Raw genomic sequence first — 16,808 nt, 5'->3', positions numbered from 1 at the left:
AACTACAACAGAGTTTTACACCAGCACAATGTCCGTGGTGGTTGAAAAGCCAGCAGGCTTGTTCTCGATAGTAGCGAACTGAGTGCCCAGGAAGGACAACGCACCAGAAGAACTGTCATAGTTGAACTGGGAAATGGAACTAGCACCAAATCCAACTTTGCTAATCTCGATTTTGTCTGATAAGCTCGGTTGCGCCCAGTCTTTCTGGAAATCTTTGATGATATCAATACCTTGGGATACGGAGTTGAAGACAAATTTATCAGCGCCAGCACCGCCATACAGTACGTCAGCACCGTAACCACCAAGGAGATAATCATTGCTAGTGCCACCGTAGAGAGTGTCTTTGCCTGCACCACCACGTAACAGGTCATTACCAGCATCGCCATAAAGAGTGTCGTTGCTAGTGCCACCATTGAGGGTATCGTTGCCATCATTGCCATAACCTTGCAAAGATGTAGTTGTGCCACTACCATCAAGCAAGTCATTGCCAGCGCCGCCTTTGAACTCTACTAAAGTTACACTCGTCGCTGCAAGGCTGTTAACATCTAAGATGTCATCGCCACCTTGACCATTGATCTCAAACTTCTCGGCAGTGTCTACAGTTAAAGTGAACGGTACAAGGTTCAATCGGTCAAAAATAGCTCTGCCTTGGGCATCCTGTTGCAAACGGAAGTTATCTCCTACAGGCGCACCATTGACTTGCACTACGTCGTAGCCGTCGTTACCGCTCATTTTGTCACTGCCGTCGCCGTTGTTCCAAATTAGCAGGTCGTTACCTGCTCCGCCAACAAACGTGTCTGCGCCACGATTCCCTACTAGGGTATCGTGTCCTACACCACCAGATAAGTAATCGTTGCCGTCGCCACCGCGTAAAAGGTCATTACCAGCATCACCGTAGAGACTGTCCTTGCCTGCGCCACCATTGAGGGTATCGTTGCCATCATTGCCATAACCTTGCAAAGATGTAGTTGTGCCACTACCATCAAGCAAGTCATTGCCAGCGCCGCCTTTGAACTCTACTAAAGTTACACTCGTCGCTGCAAGGCTGTTAACATCTAAGATGTCATCGCCACCTTGACCATTGATCTCAAACTTCTCGGCAGTGTCTACAGTTAAAGTGAACGGTACAAGGTTCAATCGGTCAAAAATAGCTCTGCCTTGGGCATCCTGTTGCAAACGGAAGTTATCTCCTACAGGCGCACCATTGACTTGCACTACGTCGTAGCCGTCGTTACCGCTCATTTTGTCACTGCCGTCGCCGTTGTTCCAAATTAGCAGGTCGTTACCTGCTCCGCCAACAAACGTGTCTGCGCCACGATTCCCTACTAGGGTATCGTGTCCTACACCACCAGATAAGTAATCGTTGCCGTCGCCACCGCGTAAAAGGTCATTACCAGCATCACCATAAAGGCTGTCGTTGCCTGTACCACCGTCTAAAATATCGTTGCCTGCCAATCCAAAGATTTGATCGTTACCATTAGTGCCAGCGAGAATAGGATAATAGACTCCGTTTTGAATTGTGCCGTTGTCGTTGTAAATAGTACCGTTTTTAGTAACCATGTGAGTTCCTCAATAAATTGTAATGTTGTAATTAGTACAGGAGTTAATCTTCGATTTGACTCTGTGTTTGTTTAACAAAGGTGAGCTGAGAAATTTATGCAAAAAAGAGAAAAGATGATATTTGTATATTGTGAAACCTAATATTGATAACCTGGAAACATCATGTCTAGTTACCAATACTATTGGTGTTGTTCGCATCTCCTTTGAGTAGTTGATATTATTAGGTTCTCCTATGAATCCAAAAACGTAAATGTGGATAATTTAAGGAGTTTTTTCAATAAAATTCAGCTATAAAAATCAGAGTTAAGGTTAAGTAAGGAAATTTAAGGTGATTGAAGAAGGCAGAAGGCAGTCCCAATGAAACAAGTTTCACCGCCACGCATGAAAATTGGCATGGGTGAGCCAGTCGCGTGGTGAGGCAATTCCCCTCAGGAGGAACTGCCGAAAGGGTTTCCCGACTTGAGCGTAGACGCCCGTAGGGCTTCTCGTAGAGTACTGGCGTCATTGGGGTATCTACATCGATAGTTGTCGAAGTAGTATTTTAAAGTCAGCCATTCACGCCATGTTTTGGCACAACCAAATACAAAAATTTTTACTCCTTGCTTCTGCCTCCTGCCCTCTGCCCTTTCAATTACAGCAGTCTACTATCGGTTCTGAAGCGATATTATTTAAACCAATAAATTGCAAGATTTTAACCCAATCATTTCGTTTTGGGTCTAGACGGCGAAGTTCAGATGAAGCAGTCAGGTAATTGTACCAAATACCATTAGTGGCATAAAGAGCAGCGCGTTGCTTGAGCGTTGCTTTCTCTAACTGATTTTTCACAGTAGCGTTGAGTTCGACCCTTTTTATCCAACCATCAACATAAACAGGTGGTTGTTGTGGACTACAGTAAACATCAAAATACCAATGATAACGCTTACCAATTTCTAATGAGAAAGCTGTTGATGGCAGAGAAATAGTGATAATTCCTGGTTTTCCAGACAATGATACAGGTCTTTTGTATACGGTCTGTCCCGCTTCATTCTGTAGCACAAACTCTGCGGAAGCTGTGGTTACATAAGGAACGTAAAACCAGAAAGTTGGCTGCGAGAGAGTCGTTAATCCAAAGACTAGTTCCGCATTTCCAGATCCATAAACTGGAACTAAGGCTGTCAGTCGCTTATCGCTGGATGTAGCAAGCTGTTCACTCATGACCGAGCAGCCGCGTTTTCCTCCTGCTGTGCGATTACCAGGTGCTTTAATATCAGGTGGCGGTGGAGGTGCGTTAAAAATCTCCGTTCCGGGAAGCTGAGATTTTACATGCTGTGTTGGTACTAGGGTAAAGCCAAGCGATACTAAAGCGAACGCGCAGGCAAGTTTGATACTAAATCGTGATTTGTAATTCATAATTCATACTTAATAAAGTCATATTTAATAAGTCGTAGGGGCACGGCACCAATAAGATAGTTTGATATACCAAAAAATTTTGGATGTAGTGCCCCCACAAATAATTTATCTTAAATTTTTGACATCTTTATATTGGTTTATAGTTATTAGCTCAATATAAGCAGCGAATTCATGAAGGCTATTTATCTCATCAAAGGCATGAAACTTATTTTCGGAATCATTCCTTTCTATGTGGCTTTCCAAGTTCCAAATTGTAAATTACAAGTAATACACTAGTGCCTGTAACTACCAATGTTAGTACGGCAGTAATTAGTGGTATCCAAATGCCTTTCAGAAGCATCACAAAGCTAATTGCAGATATAAGCACAATTACAGAAATTCCCATCAGTCCTAAAAGCAAGAGATTACGAATGTGCCATGCTACTATTCCGCCAATAATAGACCAGTAAAATATCCATAAAACTTCACCCCAAATAGGCCAAACCCACAATAAAGTGCGCCCATCTAAAACGGCACTGAGAATTTGACTCACCATTTGAGCATGAACAATAACTCCTGGTATTTCTTGCTTTTGGTCAGTAGTGTAAGGTGTAGGAAAATAATCACCAGCGCTTTGGTTAGTAATACCGATAAGTACGATTCGATTCTTCACTTTATTGGGATTGATCGCACCCTTGAGTACATCTTTGAGCGTGATTTGCTCTATAACCTGTAAGGGAGAGTTAAAGGAACGGTAATTCAGCAATACTTGATAGCCCCAGTCATCCAATTGTTGATAACCACCCATGTGTGAACGCAAGCGCTTAAATACAACTTTGCCAATTTGCAACTCCTGATTTTTGGTGTACTTGGCAGATATACTCTCTGCTTCTAGATAACGAAATGCCAATTGAGCGCTGAAGGCGTAGGGCGTAGTGCAAGGTGATGAGTCGCCTGGTTGCATCGCAATCAAATGACGGCGGACAATACCATCGCTATCTTTGACAAAATCACTAAAGCCTTGACGTTCTGGAGGAATTTCTGGGGGAGGTGAAACACCTGGTTCGTTAATTTGAGGTTCGCTGACTTTGCAAATAGCAATGAAATTGTCCTTGCGTCGCATCCAAGCAGCTAAAAATGATTCCTTGGAATCTACAGGGAAATCGCGATAAATATCCAAACCAATGGCTCGTGGTTGCAACTTTTCAAGTTTTTGTACAAGTAAAGCAAGTGCGCGATCTGAGAGTGAGCCTTTTCTATTTTGCTGTTCTGGTAGCTTAAAATCATCTTCAGCGATCGCAACTACCAAAAGGCGAGGATCTGGTTGTTCGCTAGGGCGCAGCCGCAGCAGTTGGTCGAAAGCCTTTAACTCCAAAGTTTGTAATAGTCCCATATGGCGCACGCCTATTACCAAGGCTGTGACAATCACAGATAGAATTAGCACTGTTTGCAGACGGCGCTTGCTGGACAGAGGCGATATTTCAACAGATTGTAAACCTAATAACGTTTTATCAAGCCAATTTTGATTGAAAACATCTGCATATATGCGGTTATAAACTTTTAATACACCCTGTTGCTTGACTACCAATCCTGATAACCGCAATTCCATTTGCTCATGGCTGTTATTTGCTGTTATTTGACCTTTTTGTAAAATTTGCTGATAAAGCTTGAGCAACTTTTTAATGCGCTGTTCGCTTCTCAAAATACCATTGCCATCGGCGCATCGGCAAAAAAGGCGATCGCGAATCGTTCTTAAATGCTCTGGTTCATCTTGAGATTCCCAATTTTCTATTACTTGCGATCGCACGAGTTTATCAATATACTCTGCTTCACCATCTGGTGGAATGACAGAGGAAGAGGTCACAACTAACTGACAAAGCTTCTGAGTCAGAAAAGGTTGACCGCCACTCCAAGCTAATATTTCTTGCAAAACTATCTGAGGATTAACAAATTTACCTGCTAATCCCTCAGCTAATGGTTGAGCTTCAGACAATTGAAAGCCGTTGAGTTCAATTGCTCGACCAATGTTAAAAGGTGTCCGGTGTTTGTCTTGAATTAAATCGTAGGGAGTAGTTACCCCTAGCAATGCAAAAGTCAGACGTTGGTAAGCGGGATTATCGGCTCGTTTGTTATAGCAAGCCCGAATCAAAGCTAAAAAATCATCCTTGAAGTTCAATTTGAGAATGCTATCTATTTCGTCTACAAAAATCACAATGTTTTGAGACACTTCTAGCAGCAGCACTGACTCGATAAACTCACTCAAGCACTGTAATGGTGACAGCCCAGTGCGATCGCTCCACCAATTTAATACTTTGAATTTAGGGATAAAACTACGCGCCAGTCTCCGCAGTACGCCCAAATACCACTCAGATGGCGTAATCTCCTGACTCCCAATCGCCGTAATGTCGATCACACCACAGGCAACATCTTCGGCTTGCAGTTTACGCATTGTTTGCACTCGCAGACTAGACTTACCCATCTGGCGCGAGTTGAAAACATAACAAAATTCCCCAGCTTTGAGCGCATCATAAAAATCTTTGTCGGCTTGGCGCTGCACATAGCTGGGAGCATCAATTTGTAGACTCCCTCCGACTTGATATTTGTAAGCCGAGTTTTCTGCTTTACTCATTTGCAAGGTCAAGAGTCAACAGTCAATGGTCAATGGTCATTAGTTATTTCCCCAGATCCCCGTGTCTCACCGTCTTTGCGTCTCCTTGTCTCTCTCATCTTCCTTAATAGCTAACTAAGGCGATTTTGAAAATATTGGCGGTACAAACCGCAACGTGGCATCACTTTATTGTCATTACAATATACGACTAAGCCCATACTGTGTAATTTAAATGCTGACTCCGAGTCTAGTTCTATGGGTACTAAACTGTTGACAACTTGGCTAAAAGCTGATGCTAAATTGGGATGATGTTCGAGATTACACAAATGTCCTCGGAGATGATCGCTGTAAATTCCCGCTTCAGTTGGGGCTGTTTGCAACAGCTGCTCAAGTGTGATGTCCTGGTGTTGAACCTGATAAAGAGCTAAACGTACTAAGCAGGGATGTCCTCCTACCATGTCCATTAGTTTTTCCACTTGAGCATTAGTCCAATTTAGCCCCTGATGCCGCTCAACTAAAATTTGGACTTGTTCGGGGCTAAATTCTTGCAATTCAACGCTCAAACCTACATTAAACGGAGATTGATTGATATTTAGCGGAATATAAACTTCTTTGGAATGTACCAAAACTAGCCGGAGTTTTTTCCAGAGTTCGCTACTGCGATCGCCATACTTGGCATACTCATACCAGGCACGCAACAGGCTAAAGAAGTCTTCGGCAATGTCACGATATGGAAAAATGCGATCGACACCATCTAAGCTAACTACTAATGGGCTATCGATTTCTTCTAATAAACACTCTTCAAAGTAAGCAGTGGTTTTGTCCTTACTGCCATAAATACTCCAATAATCATCTAACTGATGAAGCCGCTTCAGTTTCCTACCAACACTTTCACAGAACCAGCGTAAAAATGTATCCAAGCTAGCGAAAACTGCTTTATCTGCTGAATGAAAGCTTAAGGATACTGTTTGACAGTCATGTTTTCTGGCTTCATCGAGAATCCTAGCCATGAGCGAGGTTTTACCCATCTGTCCGGGTGCTTTGATACGAATTAAAGAACCTGGCTGCAAAATCTCTTGATAACAGCGCTCTTCAATTGGAGGGCGTTCAACATAAAAGTTAGAAGCCAGAGGGACTTGACCCACCGGAAATTCTGGTTCTGCATTTAGTTGAGTTCGTTCATTGATGTTTACAGTTAGTAATGGTTCCTCATTTTCTTGAAAAATTGAGCTATTTGATGTCATTTTCTCCGTTTTTAATTGTGAAGATGATATCAGCTTGTGTGAATGAAAAATTGCTTCTAACTGCTTAGGTGTAGCCGCAGTGCGCGAAAGCCGCTGACGCTCTAGTGCTGCCTGAAAATTCTTTTTACTAACCTTTTCGCCAATTGCTTCTGACAACATCTGCCATAGCTTAGGGCCAACATCATGCTGTAGGTATTCGGTAGTGTAGCCATGAGTTTGGGCAATCTCATCATATTTTTTCCCTTGCCAAGAACAGCGAAGTATTGCCACTTCAATATCTTTCAGATGTCTTTTTGTCTGGGCAACAACTGCTGCATCTAATATTTTGAATGCTGTTTCAAAGTCCATTGCTCAGGGATGAATCACAACTATTTATATATTGATCTACAGCCCGAATTTTTAACTTTCCAGATTTTTTCACCAAACAATATTCAAATGGCTTAAATCTAGAACTTACCTAGTTAGGCAAAGATGACTCTCCTTACATTTTCTTACTTAACCTTACTTAACACTTTTATCTTTTAATTTTTTGGAAATCAAACTCCTTAAATTATCCACATTTACCTTTTTGAGTGCAAAAGGCAACCTGGTAATAACAGCGATCGTTTCGGATTTGGCTTGAGTCAAATTTAGCTCGCTTGAAAAATTGGAAATAATACACAAACTCATAAGCAAATCAAAGGAAACACAAAATTATGGCGATTATTAGTGGAACTATAACCCAAGCCGACGACAAAATCGTAGCTGATGGGGCAAACGATACAATCGATGCTTTGGCGGGTAACGATACGGTAAATGGTGGCGCAGGCAACGACACTTTAATAGGCAATTTCGGCAACGATTCTCTATTAGGAGGACTTGGTAACGATTCCCTTGATGGTGGATTTAACAGAGACACCCTTGATGGTGGTGCGGGTAATGACACTCTCAACGGCGGCGATGACAACGATACCCTTTCTGGTAGAATTGGAAACAATCTCGCTAATGGTGGCGCAGGTAACGATATTCTCATCGCTCAAAACGGTAACTTTCCTAGTGTTGGTGATGTTGGCGATACCTTGATTGGCGGTGCAGGTAATGATGAACTGCGTGTTGAGGGAGCTTCAAATTATTTCTTGACTAATAATCAGCTCTTTGTTAGTAATTTAGCTCACAAGTTTTCTGAAGTTGAGGATGTCAGACTCACTGGTACTACGGGTAATGACACGATTAATGCCTCTCAGGTTTTGTTATCAGGGCGAACCTTTCTGTTTGGCGGTGATGGAAATGACACTATCACAGGTAGCAGTGGTCTCGATCAGATCAACGGTGGTCGGGGTGATGACAGCATAGTAGGAGGAGCAGGATTTAACTTTCTACGTGGTAATGATGGCAATGACACCCTCATCGGTGGAAATGACAACAATAATTTGAATGGTGGCGCAGGGAATGACTTTGCCCAAGGTGGAACAGGAAACGATAGTTTTTCCGATAGTAGTTTTGATGGAGCGGGGAATGACCAATACATCGGGGGAGCAGGTGATGATTTCTTATTTATCCAAGGCGATACTAACTTTCAGCTGCGCTCACTTGCCAATGACCCAAATACCAGCATACTCAGAGGTGGTAAGTCAATAGGAGGCATACCGGATGGAACAGTCACCGGTATTGATACCCTCGAAGGTATTGAAAGCGTTACCATTCAAGGCGGCGATAGCTTCAATATCATAGATGCTTTTCAAGCCAACCAAAACGTTATTTTGATTGCTGGCGGTGGTGGTAGCACTATGAAAGGTGGTCGTGGTAACGATAGCCTATCAGGTTCATTTTCTGACAATGACTCGCTCTCAGGAGGTGCGGGTAATGATACCTTAAATGGCAATGGCGGCTTTAATACCGCAGAGGTAGATATCTTAATCGGAGGGAATGCCAGCGTAGGAGTTCAATCTGCTGATACCTTCTTAATATTGGATGGTTATCGCCAAGCTGGTCATGCTGTGATCAGCGACTTTTCCATACAAGATGGAGATAAAATCCGTCTGCGTTTTCCTTTCCAAGGATCTGCTAGCGATTTCACCTTCGTACACCAAAACTTTCCCAATACGAGTACAGGTACAAATTCCTCATCTATTAAAGATACAGTTATCTTCTTTGGCTCGCTATACACAGCGATCGCCTTACGCTCGTAAAGTGAGAATTGTCCTGGACGAGAAGCAGCTACCTTGCGAACTCAAAGAAACAGACATTAACAATAAATCAAGAGAATTTCTGGGTTTATCTCCCATTGGCAAAGTTCCGGTATTGGTGGATGAAAATGGCCTCGTTTTTTGGGATTCAACCCTAATTGTGGAGTATCTAGACGAGACTTATCCTCAGCCGGGTTTTTATCCAGGCGATCGCATTGAGCGTTGGTGCTGTCGTCAGGGAGAAGAGTTAAGAGAGCTACAATTATTTACGCCGAGAGGATGACAAAGCATCATCTGGGCCAACGCCACCGCCTCACCCCAGTAGCGTGTACACAGTTTCCCCCGACATTACAATCACAATCCTCTGCCGCCTCGCCCACTCGAAGGGAGCCGTTACCTCAGATTTAACCTGTGCGGATTCCGGTTTCCGTCCCTCCTTACAAGCAGCAACAAACACAGCCTCCGGTGATTTCACCCTTTCCAATCATTTACCAGGAATATTCTGCCAACAACCGCGTCAATAGCGTTGAGTGCCAGCAATCATAGGTGAGCAAATAGAAGCCGAACTTCAAAAGCGATTAGGAATAAGTGATTAAGTTTTTCTTAACTATCCTTGTGTCTTTGTCAAAATTTTGAGATATTAAATTGAAAAAATTAATTCAGATAAAAAATTATGGCAACCGAGCACGAGCTTCAATCTCTTTTTAATACCTTGGATACCGATCAGGATGGCAAAGTTTCTATAAATGAGCTTTTTTTAAGTCCTGGCTTAAGCGCAATCATCTCAGCCGAAACAGGTGTCAGTAGTCCCCAGGAATTGCTAGCTATGCACGGAGATAAAGACGGTAGTATCTCCTTTGAAGAGTTGAAACAAGTTGTTAAGTCAGCTGGAAATTTAAACTAGCTGTACCCTATCCCTCCCCAACCTAACTCCATCTCCCCACCCCTGCCCAAACGATCACTACAGCGCTGCCGCCCTCTGAACCACTAGGGGGCGGTTTTGCGTTGTGGTGGAAGGGCATTGCACAATTTGGCTGAATTTGAATAAAAAAGACAAATTTTAAGCTTTTTTATTTTCCAAGCAGCAAAAAGTTATAAAGATATATTGGGGTTTAGCCGGAATACCCGCAAAACAGGACACATTGTAAATTTTTGTTGCAGAGCGTGTTTTTTGATTTACCAACTTACCCATAAATGATCTTGGGCCATCAAACATTTTGCACGATAAAATCAACTCTTCACCCCTTTCAGTGCCGCAAGCTTGCCCATAAACAATCATTTTTGGTGATGTTTTCATCTTCAGTTGACATCAAAACCACGGTGGGAAACAACGCTAAATCAATAGTTTCAACTCTTTAATGTTACAAAATTTTACAACGAATCGCACTTGCACGTATCCCGGCTGTACCCCTGTCCCGCCTTGCCCACTCGAACCAAACAATCACACCAGACTTGGCCTGTTGTGCCTCCGGTTTCCTCCCCTCTTTGCAAGCAGCAACAAACACGGCTTCCGGTGACTTGACCCCTTTCCAAATTCGTATCGCCTGAGATAAGCGATGTCTGCGACAAGCCGAAACAGAGCGTCTACGCACCCGGTGCATTCTCCTAGCACCGCCTGACTGTGCGCCCAATCTCTGCATTTAGCCGAAACTTTAAGGTACAGTGTATCTCGCTCAACAATTAAACTATAGAGAAAGTGAAAATAACTGCTTGGGAGGTGAATTAAGTGTGTGGTTATGGGAAAAAGACTCAGTTGAATACGAGATATTCAAGAAATACGAACGAGCGTTAGTAGCTTCGCTCCCAATTCAAAATTCACGCATTGAGGAAGAAGAAAGTAATTTTGTATTTTGTATTTTGTATTTTAAATTGTTTTAGTCAGCCTCGGTGTCAACACCTGACAAACTCTACTGAAGAGTTTGTGAGCGGAAACCATAGTGAGATAATCTGATTTCGTCGTTATGTTAGACAGTTGAATAGGAGTGACTGGTGAAAACCAATAATCTCAGAATCAATCAACTTTCACCCGAAACTTACAAGTGGTATCTGAAATACTTGGAAGCGTTGGATAATTTAGACATTGAGGCATACGGCAAATTTTTAGCTCCAAATTGCTGTGTGCAGTCAAATAATAATCCGCCCCTTGAAGGCAAACAGGTTGTGATACAAGGACTTGCTGCTTACTGGAAAACCTTTGCTAGTTTAGAACACGACCTGCTGAACATTTATGGTAACGATTCATCTTTTGTCCTTGAAGCACTAAATCATTACCAACGTAACAATGGGCAGCTTGTAACCATCAGAGCAGTTGCTTTCACTGACCGTAATGAAGAAGGCTTGGTAACTTCTGTAAGATTCTACACAGATACTACACCCGTATTTGCATAGCATCAGAGGCACAGAATTTATCAAGTTCACCAACGGCAAAGAAATTACGGTAGATGCTGCGTGGCGTTGGGAGTGGGAACGGTTGCTGAAATATGCGACTAATCGATAGCTTACGCTACTCATCCCACTTCACCAGCACACCATCTGTCGCAACCAATCCCCACTGCGGACACTTCGCCACTAGCTTCTTGATCACAATCCTCAAAGCCGGATCATCAGCCCAACACTCCATCAGAAAATCATTCCCTGGATTTTCCCGCAATTGTTCTGCCATTTTCAACTTGTCCATGCGCCAGGGTCGCACTCTTGATCGCTCAACGACTGCCTCATACGACCATTTTTCAGGGTTTGAGTCAGCTGTCACAGCACAAAAGCCTTCATGATGGGCTTTTGGTTCCTGTACTGGCAAATTCGATATAGCAGGGGCGGCGGAAAGATGGTCTTCATGATTGGTTCCCGACTCATCACCCAAATCCTGGTTCCCTACCATCAAGGAAGCGGATTGACTCAGTTGAGCTTGATTTTGGTGCTGACTGGGATTTTCAGAATTTGCGGCGACGGGCGCGGCGGAAAAAGTGTCTTCATGAAGGGCGATTGCCTTTGGCACTGCGCTTCGCGCAATCGCATCATCACCCAAATCTTTCTTCTCTGCCAACAACGAAGCAGATTGACTCGGTACACCACAACCGTCAGCGTCGTACAGTCCGTTACCGCAGGTAACTCTTCTTTTTCTTCTTGCACGCTTTCGACAGTCTGAGGCGACGCATCCCTCAAGGATGTGATTGCCTCCGGCACTGCACTTCGCGCAATCGCCGTCTGCTCACATTGCAAATTTTCGTTTTGCGTGGAAGAACCAACTACCTTACCAACCACCTTAGTGGGTGGTTGGTAGGTAGTTAAGAGGTTCTTAGAAACGTTGTTAGGTTTCTGGAAGCCTTGCAAATCCTGGTTTTTTTGACCATTCTTTTGGAATTGTTCCAAATCAGGTTGGATTTGTTTCGCTTCGGAGTGGTTTTGGTTCCTCCCAGCTTGGTTAATTTCCTTGCCGGCGTGAACAACTTTCTCGTCACAAGAATTCGTTTCGCCTGATGTAGACGATTCCCAGTAAAAGCGATTGTAATAACCGTGCAAGTTACGGACGCGATAACCAATCAGCCCAGGTCTGCCGGAAGGTAATCGGCCAAACACTTCCTCAAACTGAAACAAACCTTGAGCAGTCAACGCTGCACCTGCTTTTTGCAATGACTTGTAGGTGAGATTGGTTTCCAGCTTGTGGGCAGCCCCACCAAATTGTTCTGCTGCTACTGAGTCCAACCACAACTGCTGCACACAAGGTGGTTGCTGACGAACCCAGTTGATATCCTCAATCGAGATTTTACAGTGTGGTTTAATTGATTTTTCTGCGTCTGCCTGCTGACAGTCATTTCGCTGTTTACTACCACCGTTAATTGCTTTTAACGCTGTAATCATATTCCCTCCTAAATTTTCCATGGCAATATGAGCGACATTGCACGCATGCCGCGTTTAAGTTTTTAGCTATCTCAAAGCGAGTTTTATCTACTTGTTCTCGCCCTGCCAGAATCTCAACTCGTCTCGAAAGTACCTGTCAGTTTTCTTGGACTCGTTTCGCCAATGATCCCAAGCCACCACTACTTCCTCGCCTAAATCCTCTACGACTTCACCCCTCTCTACATACAAAGTACGGTAAGGATCAGCATGGGCAACGATAGAGCCAACGCCAATTGTGTCCGGTTCAGCAGATGTGTTTTGGAGAGCCGTAATTAGCTCTGTCTCCTGGGTACTTAATTCTGCCCAGTAGTCCTGCCAAGTACACCGAGGCTGTGAAAGTGCCCGCCGAATATCACTAACAGCCTGGGGTAGCATTTCCAACTGCTCGGCTCGATATGCGATTGCCTTCGGCACTGCGCTCCGCGCAATCGCGCTTTGTGTCGGCTCACTCCCCAGAATTATCGCCGCAGCTTCGAGCGCTTGGGTATTGTTCATAGCGGTGGCTAGATTCTTCAACGCCATGCCCATCAGCCGCAGACATTCGGTGGCATTTTCTTTGGGGGGTTCAACAGCTAGCGATTGCGCGAGGCGCACTGCCAAAGGCAATCGCAAATCAATCGTTTTTTCTAAGGCTTGCTTGACTTGTTTGTTTAGGGCTTTGGTTGCTTGGATGGTTCCTGATTCCCCGTGTCTTGGATGAGTTGATGACGTAACCGTGACTTTGGCAGGTTGCGGAACCAATGGTTCCTGAATTTTAGGAACCACTGGTTCTGTGATTTTTTGGCGTGGCAGATGAGGAACCACTTTATTTGCAGCTGCGGCAAAGTCTGATTCGCTAGGGGAAGGATTATTTTGCAGTGCAATCGCCACAGCCTGTTTTATCCCTCTTCTGTCAGTTTCCGGGTATTCTAAATAAAAGGATTAAAAGAAAAAACTCTGGAAACTAAGCAGGGCAATGGATGTATAATTACAAATCCTGAAACATTTGGCAAGAGATGCCCACCCAACAGTTGCGCTCGTAGATGAATATTGTGCAGAGTACAAAGACCTGTTCAAAGAAGTAAGAAATTATGAATGCTTTAAATATTTACACTTGGGAATAGTTTCACCGATTAAAAGAAAATCATTACCAGAAATAGCCAACATTTGTAAGTATAAAATCTCCCCAATCATTACATCATTTTATAGCCAATTCAGACTGGTCATTAAAGGAGTTAAAAGCAAGAAGATTAAAGAAAATAAAAAGAGCATTAAATGGTCAAACAATTACGGTAGTAATAGATGAAACCGGAGATAGAGAAAAAGGTAAAAAGACTGATTATGTAGCTAGACAGTATCTAGGAAGTGTAGGAAAGATAGATAATGGGATAGTAACAGTGAATGCTTATGGAGTTTATCAGAATATAACATTTCCGTTAAGTGTAAAAATATATAAACCGAAAGGGACGCTAAAAGAATCAGATAAATATAAAACAAAAATAGATTTAGCATCAGAGATAATTACAGAGTTAGTCGATGAAGGCTTTAATATTGAATTGGTACTAGCGGATAGTTTATATGGTGAGCCAGCGCGTTGGGCGGCTTTGCCGACTTGAAGCGACTGGCGAACCCGTAAGGGTGAAAGTAGCCAATTCATTCAGAAATTGAATGAATACCAACTTGCTTATGTGGTAGCAATTAGGAGTAATCACGGAGTCTGGCTGCCAGCCAATCAAAGCGTTAGGGCTAATAAGTGGTGTAAATTTGAAAGAACATTTAGTAATCAAAAATCGGAAACCAGATATATTCGAGAAATAGTTTATGGTAAAAGAAGAGCCATAACTTATTGGGAAATAACTACTGACCCAGAAACACTACCGGAAAATTCTACTTCGTTTGTCATGACGAATCTTCAAGGAAATCTGAAGAAGATTTTAGGCGATCTCTATGGATTAAGAACGTGGGTAGAATATGGTTTTCGTTACTTGTAAACAGGAATTGGGTTGGACAGATTATCGCTTTACTAATTTTAAGGATATTGAGAAGTGGTGGGAGATTATTTTTTGTGTTTACACAATGGTTAGTTTAAAATCTCCAGCTTTTTTAGCTTTACATCAATCTCACCAAATTGAAATTCACAGACAAGAAAGTAATTCTGAAAATTTTTCTAAACATCAACAATGGAACCATGAAGGTGGATGGAAGAATACTCTAAATAACCTTCGTTTAATTATCCAACCGCTATTTCTGTTTTCGTTGATTTACCCCTGGTTAGATATCTTTCCTAATCCTGATTTATTGCGGGGATTCAATCACCTAATTGGTGCCATGAATCAGTTTAAATCCTTTTATGCTTCTGGATAATTTTACTTATTTAGTACTTGCCTCTCCCGGAAACTGACAGAAGAGGGATATCTCCTGGCTTCAATTTTTCCCGTGGCTTGTATACTTCAAACAGTAAGGGAAAAGTCATCCCGCAGAATACACCATAGGCGGTGACTGCTACAACTCCATTCTCAACCTTTCCCAGATTTCCGATGTACTGCCGTTTCACATAATCTGTGGTATTTCCTTTCTTCTTATCTCCTGTTTCATCAATAATTAAAATGATTGGTCTTCCTTTTAGTACCTCTAAAATTAGTTTCAATCGCAAAGCTCTTAACTGTTCTACTTCCCAAGATGATGTAGTTAAGAAATGATGTAATCCTTGATAGTTATCTAGCCCGACAATTTTCGCTATTTCAGGTAAACTTTTCCGTTTTAAATCAGAAATACATCGTATATGTAGATATTTGAAAGCTTCAAAATTCCTAACAACTGAAAACAGGTTTTTAACCACAAGCAATATTCATCCACAAACTTGACGGTTTTTATGGGTGGACGAGGCTCTACCATGCTCTGTGTCTTCGTTGTAAGCTTTGTACATTATTATTATACTACTGCGATAGTGACACAAGAGGGCTAGAATCTTTGCAATTTCTCTGGTTTCTTGGAGTAAAGGTTCAACCTTATTTTTCTCATTTTTGGTGTTGGCGAAACTTTTCAGTCTACTGAAATTTACTGAAAAATCAATTCAAACTAGTCGATAAATTTATCCAAAATTTGATAAATACTAATAATAATTTATCTGAAAGAGAAAATTTATTTTTTATGCTTGAGGGAAAAGGAATAATTATAAAAAATGAGTAAAAATTGGCAGATTCTAATAATTTCTAGGTTAGTAGGACTAGGAGTATTATCTATCACTAAAGCTCAAGCAGCATGGAGCGAAATTGCATAATGCTTGAGGCGATTCTTTGTGATGCACAGACTAAAGCCACAGATATCTCCCCACCTATCGCTTCCCAAAGCCAATGTGCTGGGGCTGGCGATCGCTCCCCATTCCCTTATGCTTAAGCCTTCACAATTATGAAGAAAAATTTTTTCTCCCAAAAAACTCGCTCACTGCCGTTGCAATGGGTATTAATAGTGCCATTTGTATTGCAGATATTTGGAGCAGTGGGGCTAGTGGGATATCTGTCGTTTAAAAATGGTGAGAAAGCGGTTCAGGAGCTAGCAAAGCAGTTGATGCAGCGCACTAGCAGCCAAGTGAATGACCATTTAAGTGCCTACCTAGCAATTCCCCATCAAGTCAACCAAATCAATGCCAATGCCATGCGTCTAGGATTGCTGAATGGGCGCGAACGCAAAACTGTTGGCAAATTCTTATGGCAGCAAATGCAAGTTTATGACCTGACATACATTGCCATAAGTCTACCTACGGGAGAGGGGACTGGAGCAGGCCGTTACGATGGCAAAACAGTCACCATTGATGATGTAGTTCCCAAAACTCCCAGTCTGCCTAAAAATGCTACAACTTATCTAACTGACTCCAATGGCAACCCCACTCAAATTTTAGCCACGGCTACCTGGGATACTGTCAATGAGATTGTCTATAGAACCCATTTGGGATCTATAAATGTGCCAGCCGTTTGAGCATCAGCCTGA

At 42.6% G+C, this 16,808-nt stretch carries 16 protein-coding genes and 2 pseudogenes; 8 read left to right on the top strand and 10 right to left on the bottom strand.

Annotated elements, in window-relative coordinates:
- Window positions 1-15: 15 nt before the first annotated feature.
- The 4 genes from AC5JL8_RS17585 to AC5JL8_RS17570 form a co-directional block, all read right to left on the bottom strand.
- Entirely contained in the window at window positions 16-1,560 is a 1,545-nt protein-coding gene (locus AC5JL8_RS17585) for a calcium-binding protein (RefSeq protein WP_495880983.1), read from the bottom strand.
- A gap of 627 nt (window positions 1,561-2,187) precedes the next feature.
- Window positions 2,188-2,949, bottom strand: coding sequence for a DUF928 domain-containing protein (locus tag AC5JL8_RS17580; protein WP_495880982.1), 762 nt, complete (start codon window positions 2,947-2,949; stop codon window positions 2,188-2,190).
- A gap of 217 nt (window positions 2,950-3,166) precedes the next feature.
- Window positions 3,167-5,557: a CHASE2 domain-containing protein gene (locus tag AC5JL8_RS17575; protein WP_495880981.1), complete on the bottom strand. Its 2,391-nt coding sequence runs from the start codon at window positions 5,555-5,557 to the stop codon at window positions 3,167-3,169.
- Window positions 5,558-5,667: 110 nt separating this feature from the next.
- The gene (locus AC5JL8_RS17570) at window positions 5,668-7,128 is read right to left on the bottom strand and encodes an AAA-like domain-containing protein (protein WP_495880980.1); all 1,461 of its coding nucleotides are present in this window, start codon (window positions 7,126-7,128) and stop codon (window positions 5,668-5,670) included.
- A 347-nt stretch (window positions 7,129-7,475) separates the two neighbouring features.
- Here AC5JL8_RS17570 and AC5JL8_RS17565 point away from each other — a divergent pair, with 347 nt between their 5' ends.
- From AC5JL8_RS17565 to AC5JL8_RS17550, 4 genes are all read left to right on the top strand, one after another.
- On the top strand, window positions 7,476-8,948 hold the full coding sequence (locus tag AC5JL8_RS17565; protein ID WP_495880979.1) for a calcium-binding protein: 1,473 nt from the start codon (window positions 7,476-7,478) through the stop codon (window positions 8,946-8,948).
- Window positions 8,911-9,228 (top strand): glutathione S-transferase family protein, encoded by a 318-nt coding sequence (locus AC5JL8_RS17560; protein ID WP_495880978.1) that lies wholly within the window; start codon window positions 8,911-8,913, stop codon window positions 9,226-9,228. The genes AC5JL8_RS17565 and AC5JL8_RS17560 overlap by 38 nt, the downstream gene beginning before the upstream one ends.
- Window positions 9,229-9,271: 43 nt before the next feature.
- Window positions 9,272-9,469: a hypothetical protein gene (locus tag AC5JL8_RS17555; RefSeq protein ID WP_495880977.1), complete on the top strand. Its 198-nt coding sequence runs from the start codon at window positions 9,272-9,274 to the stop codon at window positions 9,467-9,469.
- Window positions 9,470-9,618: 149 nt separating this feature from the next.
- A complete protein-coding gene (locus AC5JL8_RS17550) occupies window positions 9,619-9,849 on the top strand; it encodes an EF-hand domain-containing protein (protein WP_495880976.1) in 231 nt (76 codons plus the stop codon).
- A 156-nt stretch (window positions 9,850-10,005) separates the two neighbouring features.
- Here the strand turns inward: AC5JL8_RS17550 and AC5JL8_RS17545 are convergent, their stop codons facing one another.
- Window positions 10,006-10,242 carry a hypothetical protein gene (locus AC5JL8_RS17545; RefSeq protein ID WP_495880975.1) on the bottom strand — a complete coding sequence of 79 codons (237 nt, stop codon included), beginning with the start codon at window positions 10,240-10,242 and terminating at the stop codon, window positions 10,006-10,008.
- A 64-nt stretch (window positions 10,243-10,306) separates the two neighbouring features.
- Entirely contained in the window at window positions 10,307-10,585 is a 279-nt protein-coding gene (locus AC5JL8_RS17540; RefSeq protein WP_495880974.1) for a hypothetical protein, read from the bottom strand.
- A gap of 349 nt (window positions 10,586-10,934) precedes the next feature.
- On the opposite strand from AC5JL8_RS17540, the gene AC5JL8_RS17535 reads away from it, so the two are divergent.
- Window positions 10,935-11,333 (top strand): nuclear transport factor 2 family protein, encoded by a 399-nt coding sequence (locus tag AC5JL8_RS17535; protein ID WP_495880973.1) that lies wholly within the window; start codon window positions 10,935-10,937, stop codon window positions 11,331-11,333.
- Between the two features lie 115 nt (window positions 11,334-11,448).
- Here AC5JL8_RS17535 and AC5JL8_RS17530 read toward each other — a convergent pair whose 3' ends face one another.
- The 3 genes from AC5JL8_RS17530 to AC5JL8_RS17520 all read right to left on the bottom strand — a co-directional run bounded on the left by AC5JL8_RS17530 (window position 11,449) and on the right by AC5JL8_RS17520 (window position 13,712).
- A complete protein-coding gene (locus AC5JL8_RS17530) occupies window positions 11,449-11,823 on the bottom strand; it encodes a hypothetical protein (RefSeq protein WP_495880972.1) in 375 nt (124 codons plus the stop codon).
- 17 nt (window positions 11,824-11,840) lie between these two features.
- Window positions 11,841-12,803: a hypothetical protein gene (locus AC5JL8_RS17525; RefSeq protein WP_495880971.1), complete on the bottom strand. Its 963-nt coding sequence runs from the start codon at window positions 12,801-12,803 to the stop codon at window positions 11,841-11,843.
- Between the two features lie 87 nt (window positions 12,804-12,890).
- Complete coding sequence (locus AC5JL8_RS17520) at window positions 12,891-13,712, bottom strand: hypothetical protein (protein WP_495880970.1); 822 nt, start codon at window positions 13,710-13,712, stop codon at window positions 12,891-12,893.
- Between the two features lie 103 nt (window positions 13,713-13,815).
- Here AC5JL8_RS17520 and AC5JL8_RS17515 point away from each other — a divergent pair.
- Window positions 13,816-15,185, top strand: a pseudogene (locus AC5JL8_RS17515) (transposase).
- A 49-nt stretch (window positions 15,186-15,234) separates the two neighbouring features.
- Here the strand turns inward: AC5JL8_RS17515 and AC5JL8_RS17510 are convergent.
- A pseudogene (locus tag AC5JL8_RS17510) lies at window positions 15,235-15,716 on the bottom strand (transposase); the annotation flags it as partial.
- 366 nt (window positions 15,717-16,082) lie between these two features.
- Between AC5JL8_RS17510 and AC5JL8_RS17505 the strand changes: the two are divergent.
- Complete coding sequence (locus AC5JL8_RS17505) at window positions 16,083-16,217, top strand: hypothetical protein (protein ID WP_495880969.1); 135 nt, start codon at window positions 16,083-16,085, stop codon at window positions 16,215-16,217.
- Between the two features lie 12 nt (window positions 16,218-16,229).
- Window positions 16,230-16,796, top strand: a complete 567-nt coding sequence (locus AC5JL8_RS17500; protein WP_495880968.1) for a hypothetical protein — start codon at window positions 16,230-16,232, stop codon at window positions 16,794-16,796.
- Window positions 16,797-16,808 lie beyond the last annotated feature (12 nt).

This window comes from Mojavia sp. (assembly GCF_059505145.1).
The sequence above is the reverse complement of the archived record's forward strand: the minus strand, read 5'-3'. Positions and strand labels throughout refer to the sequence as shown.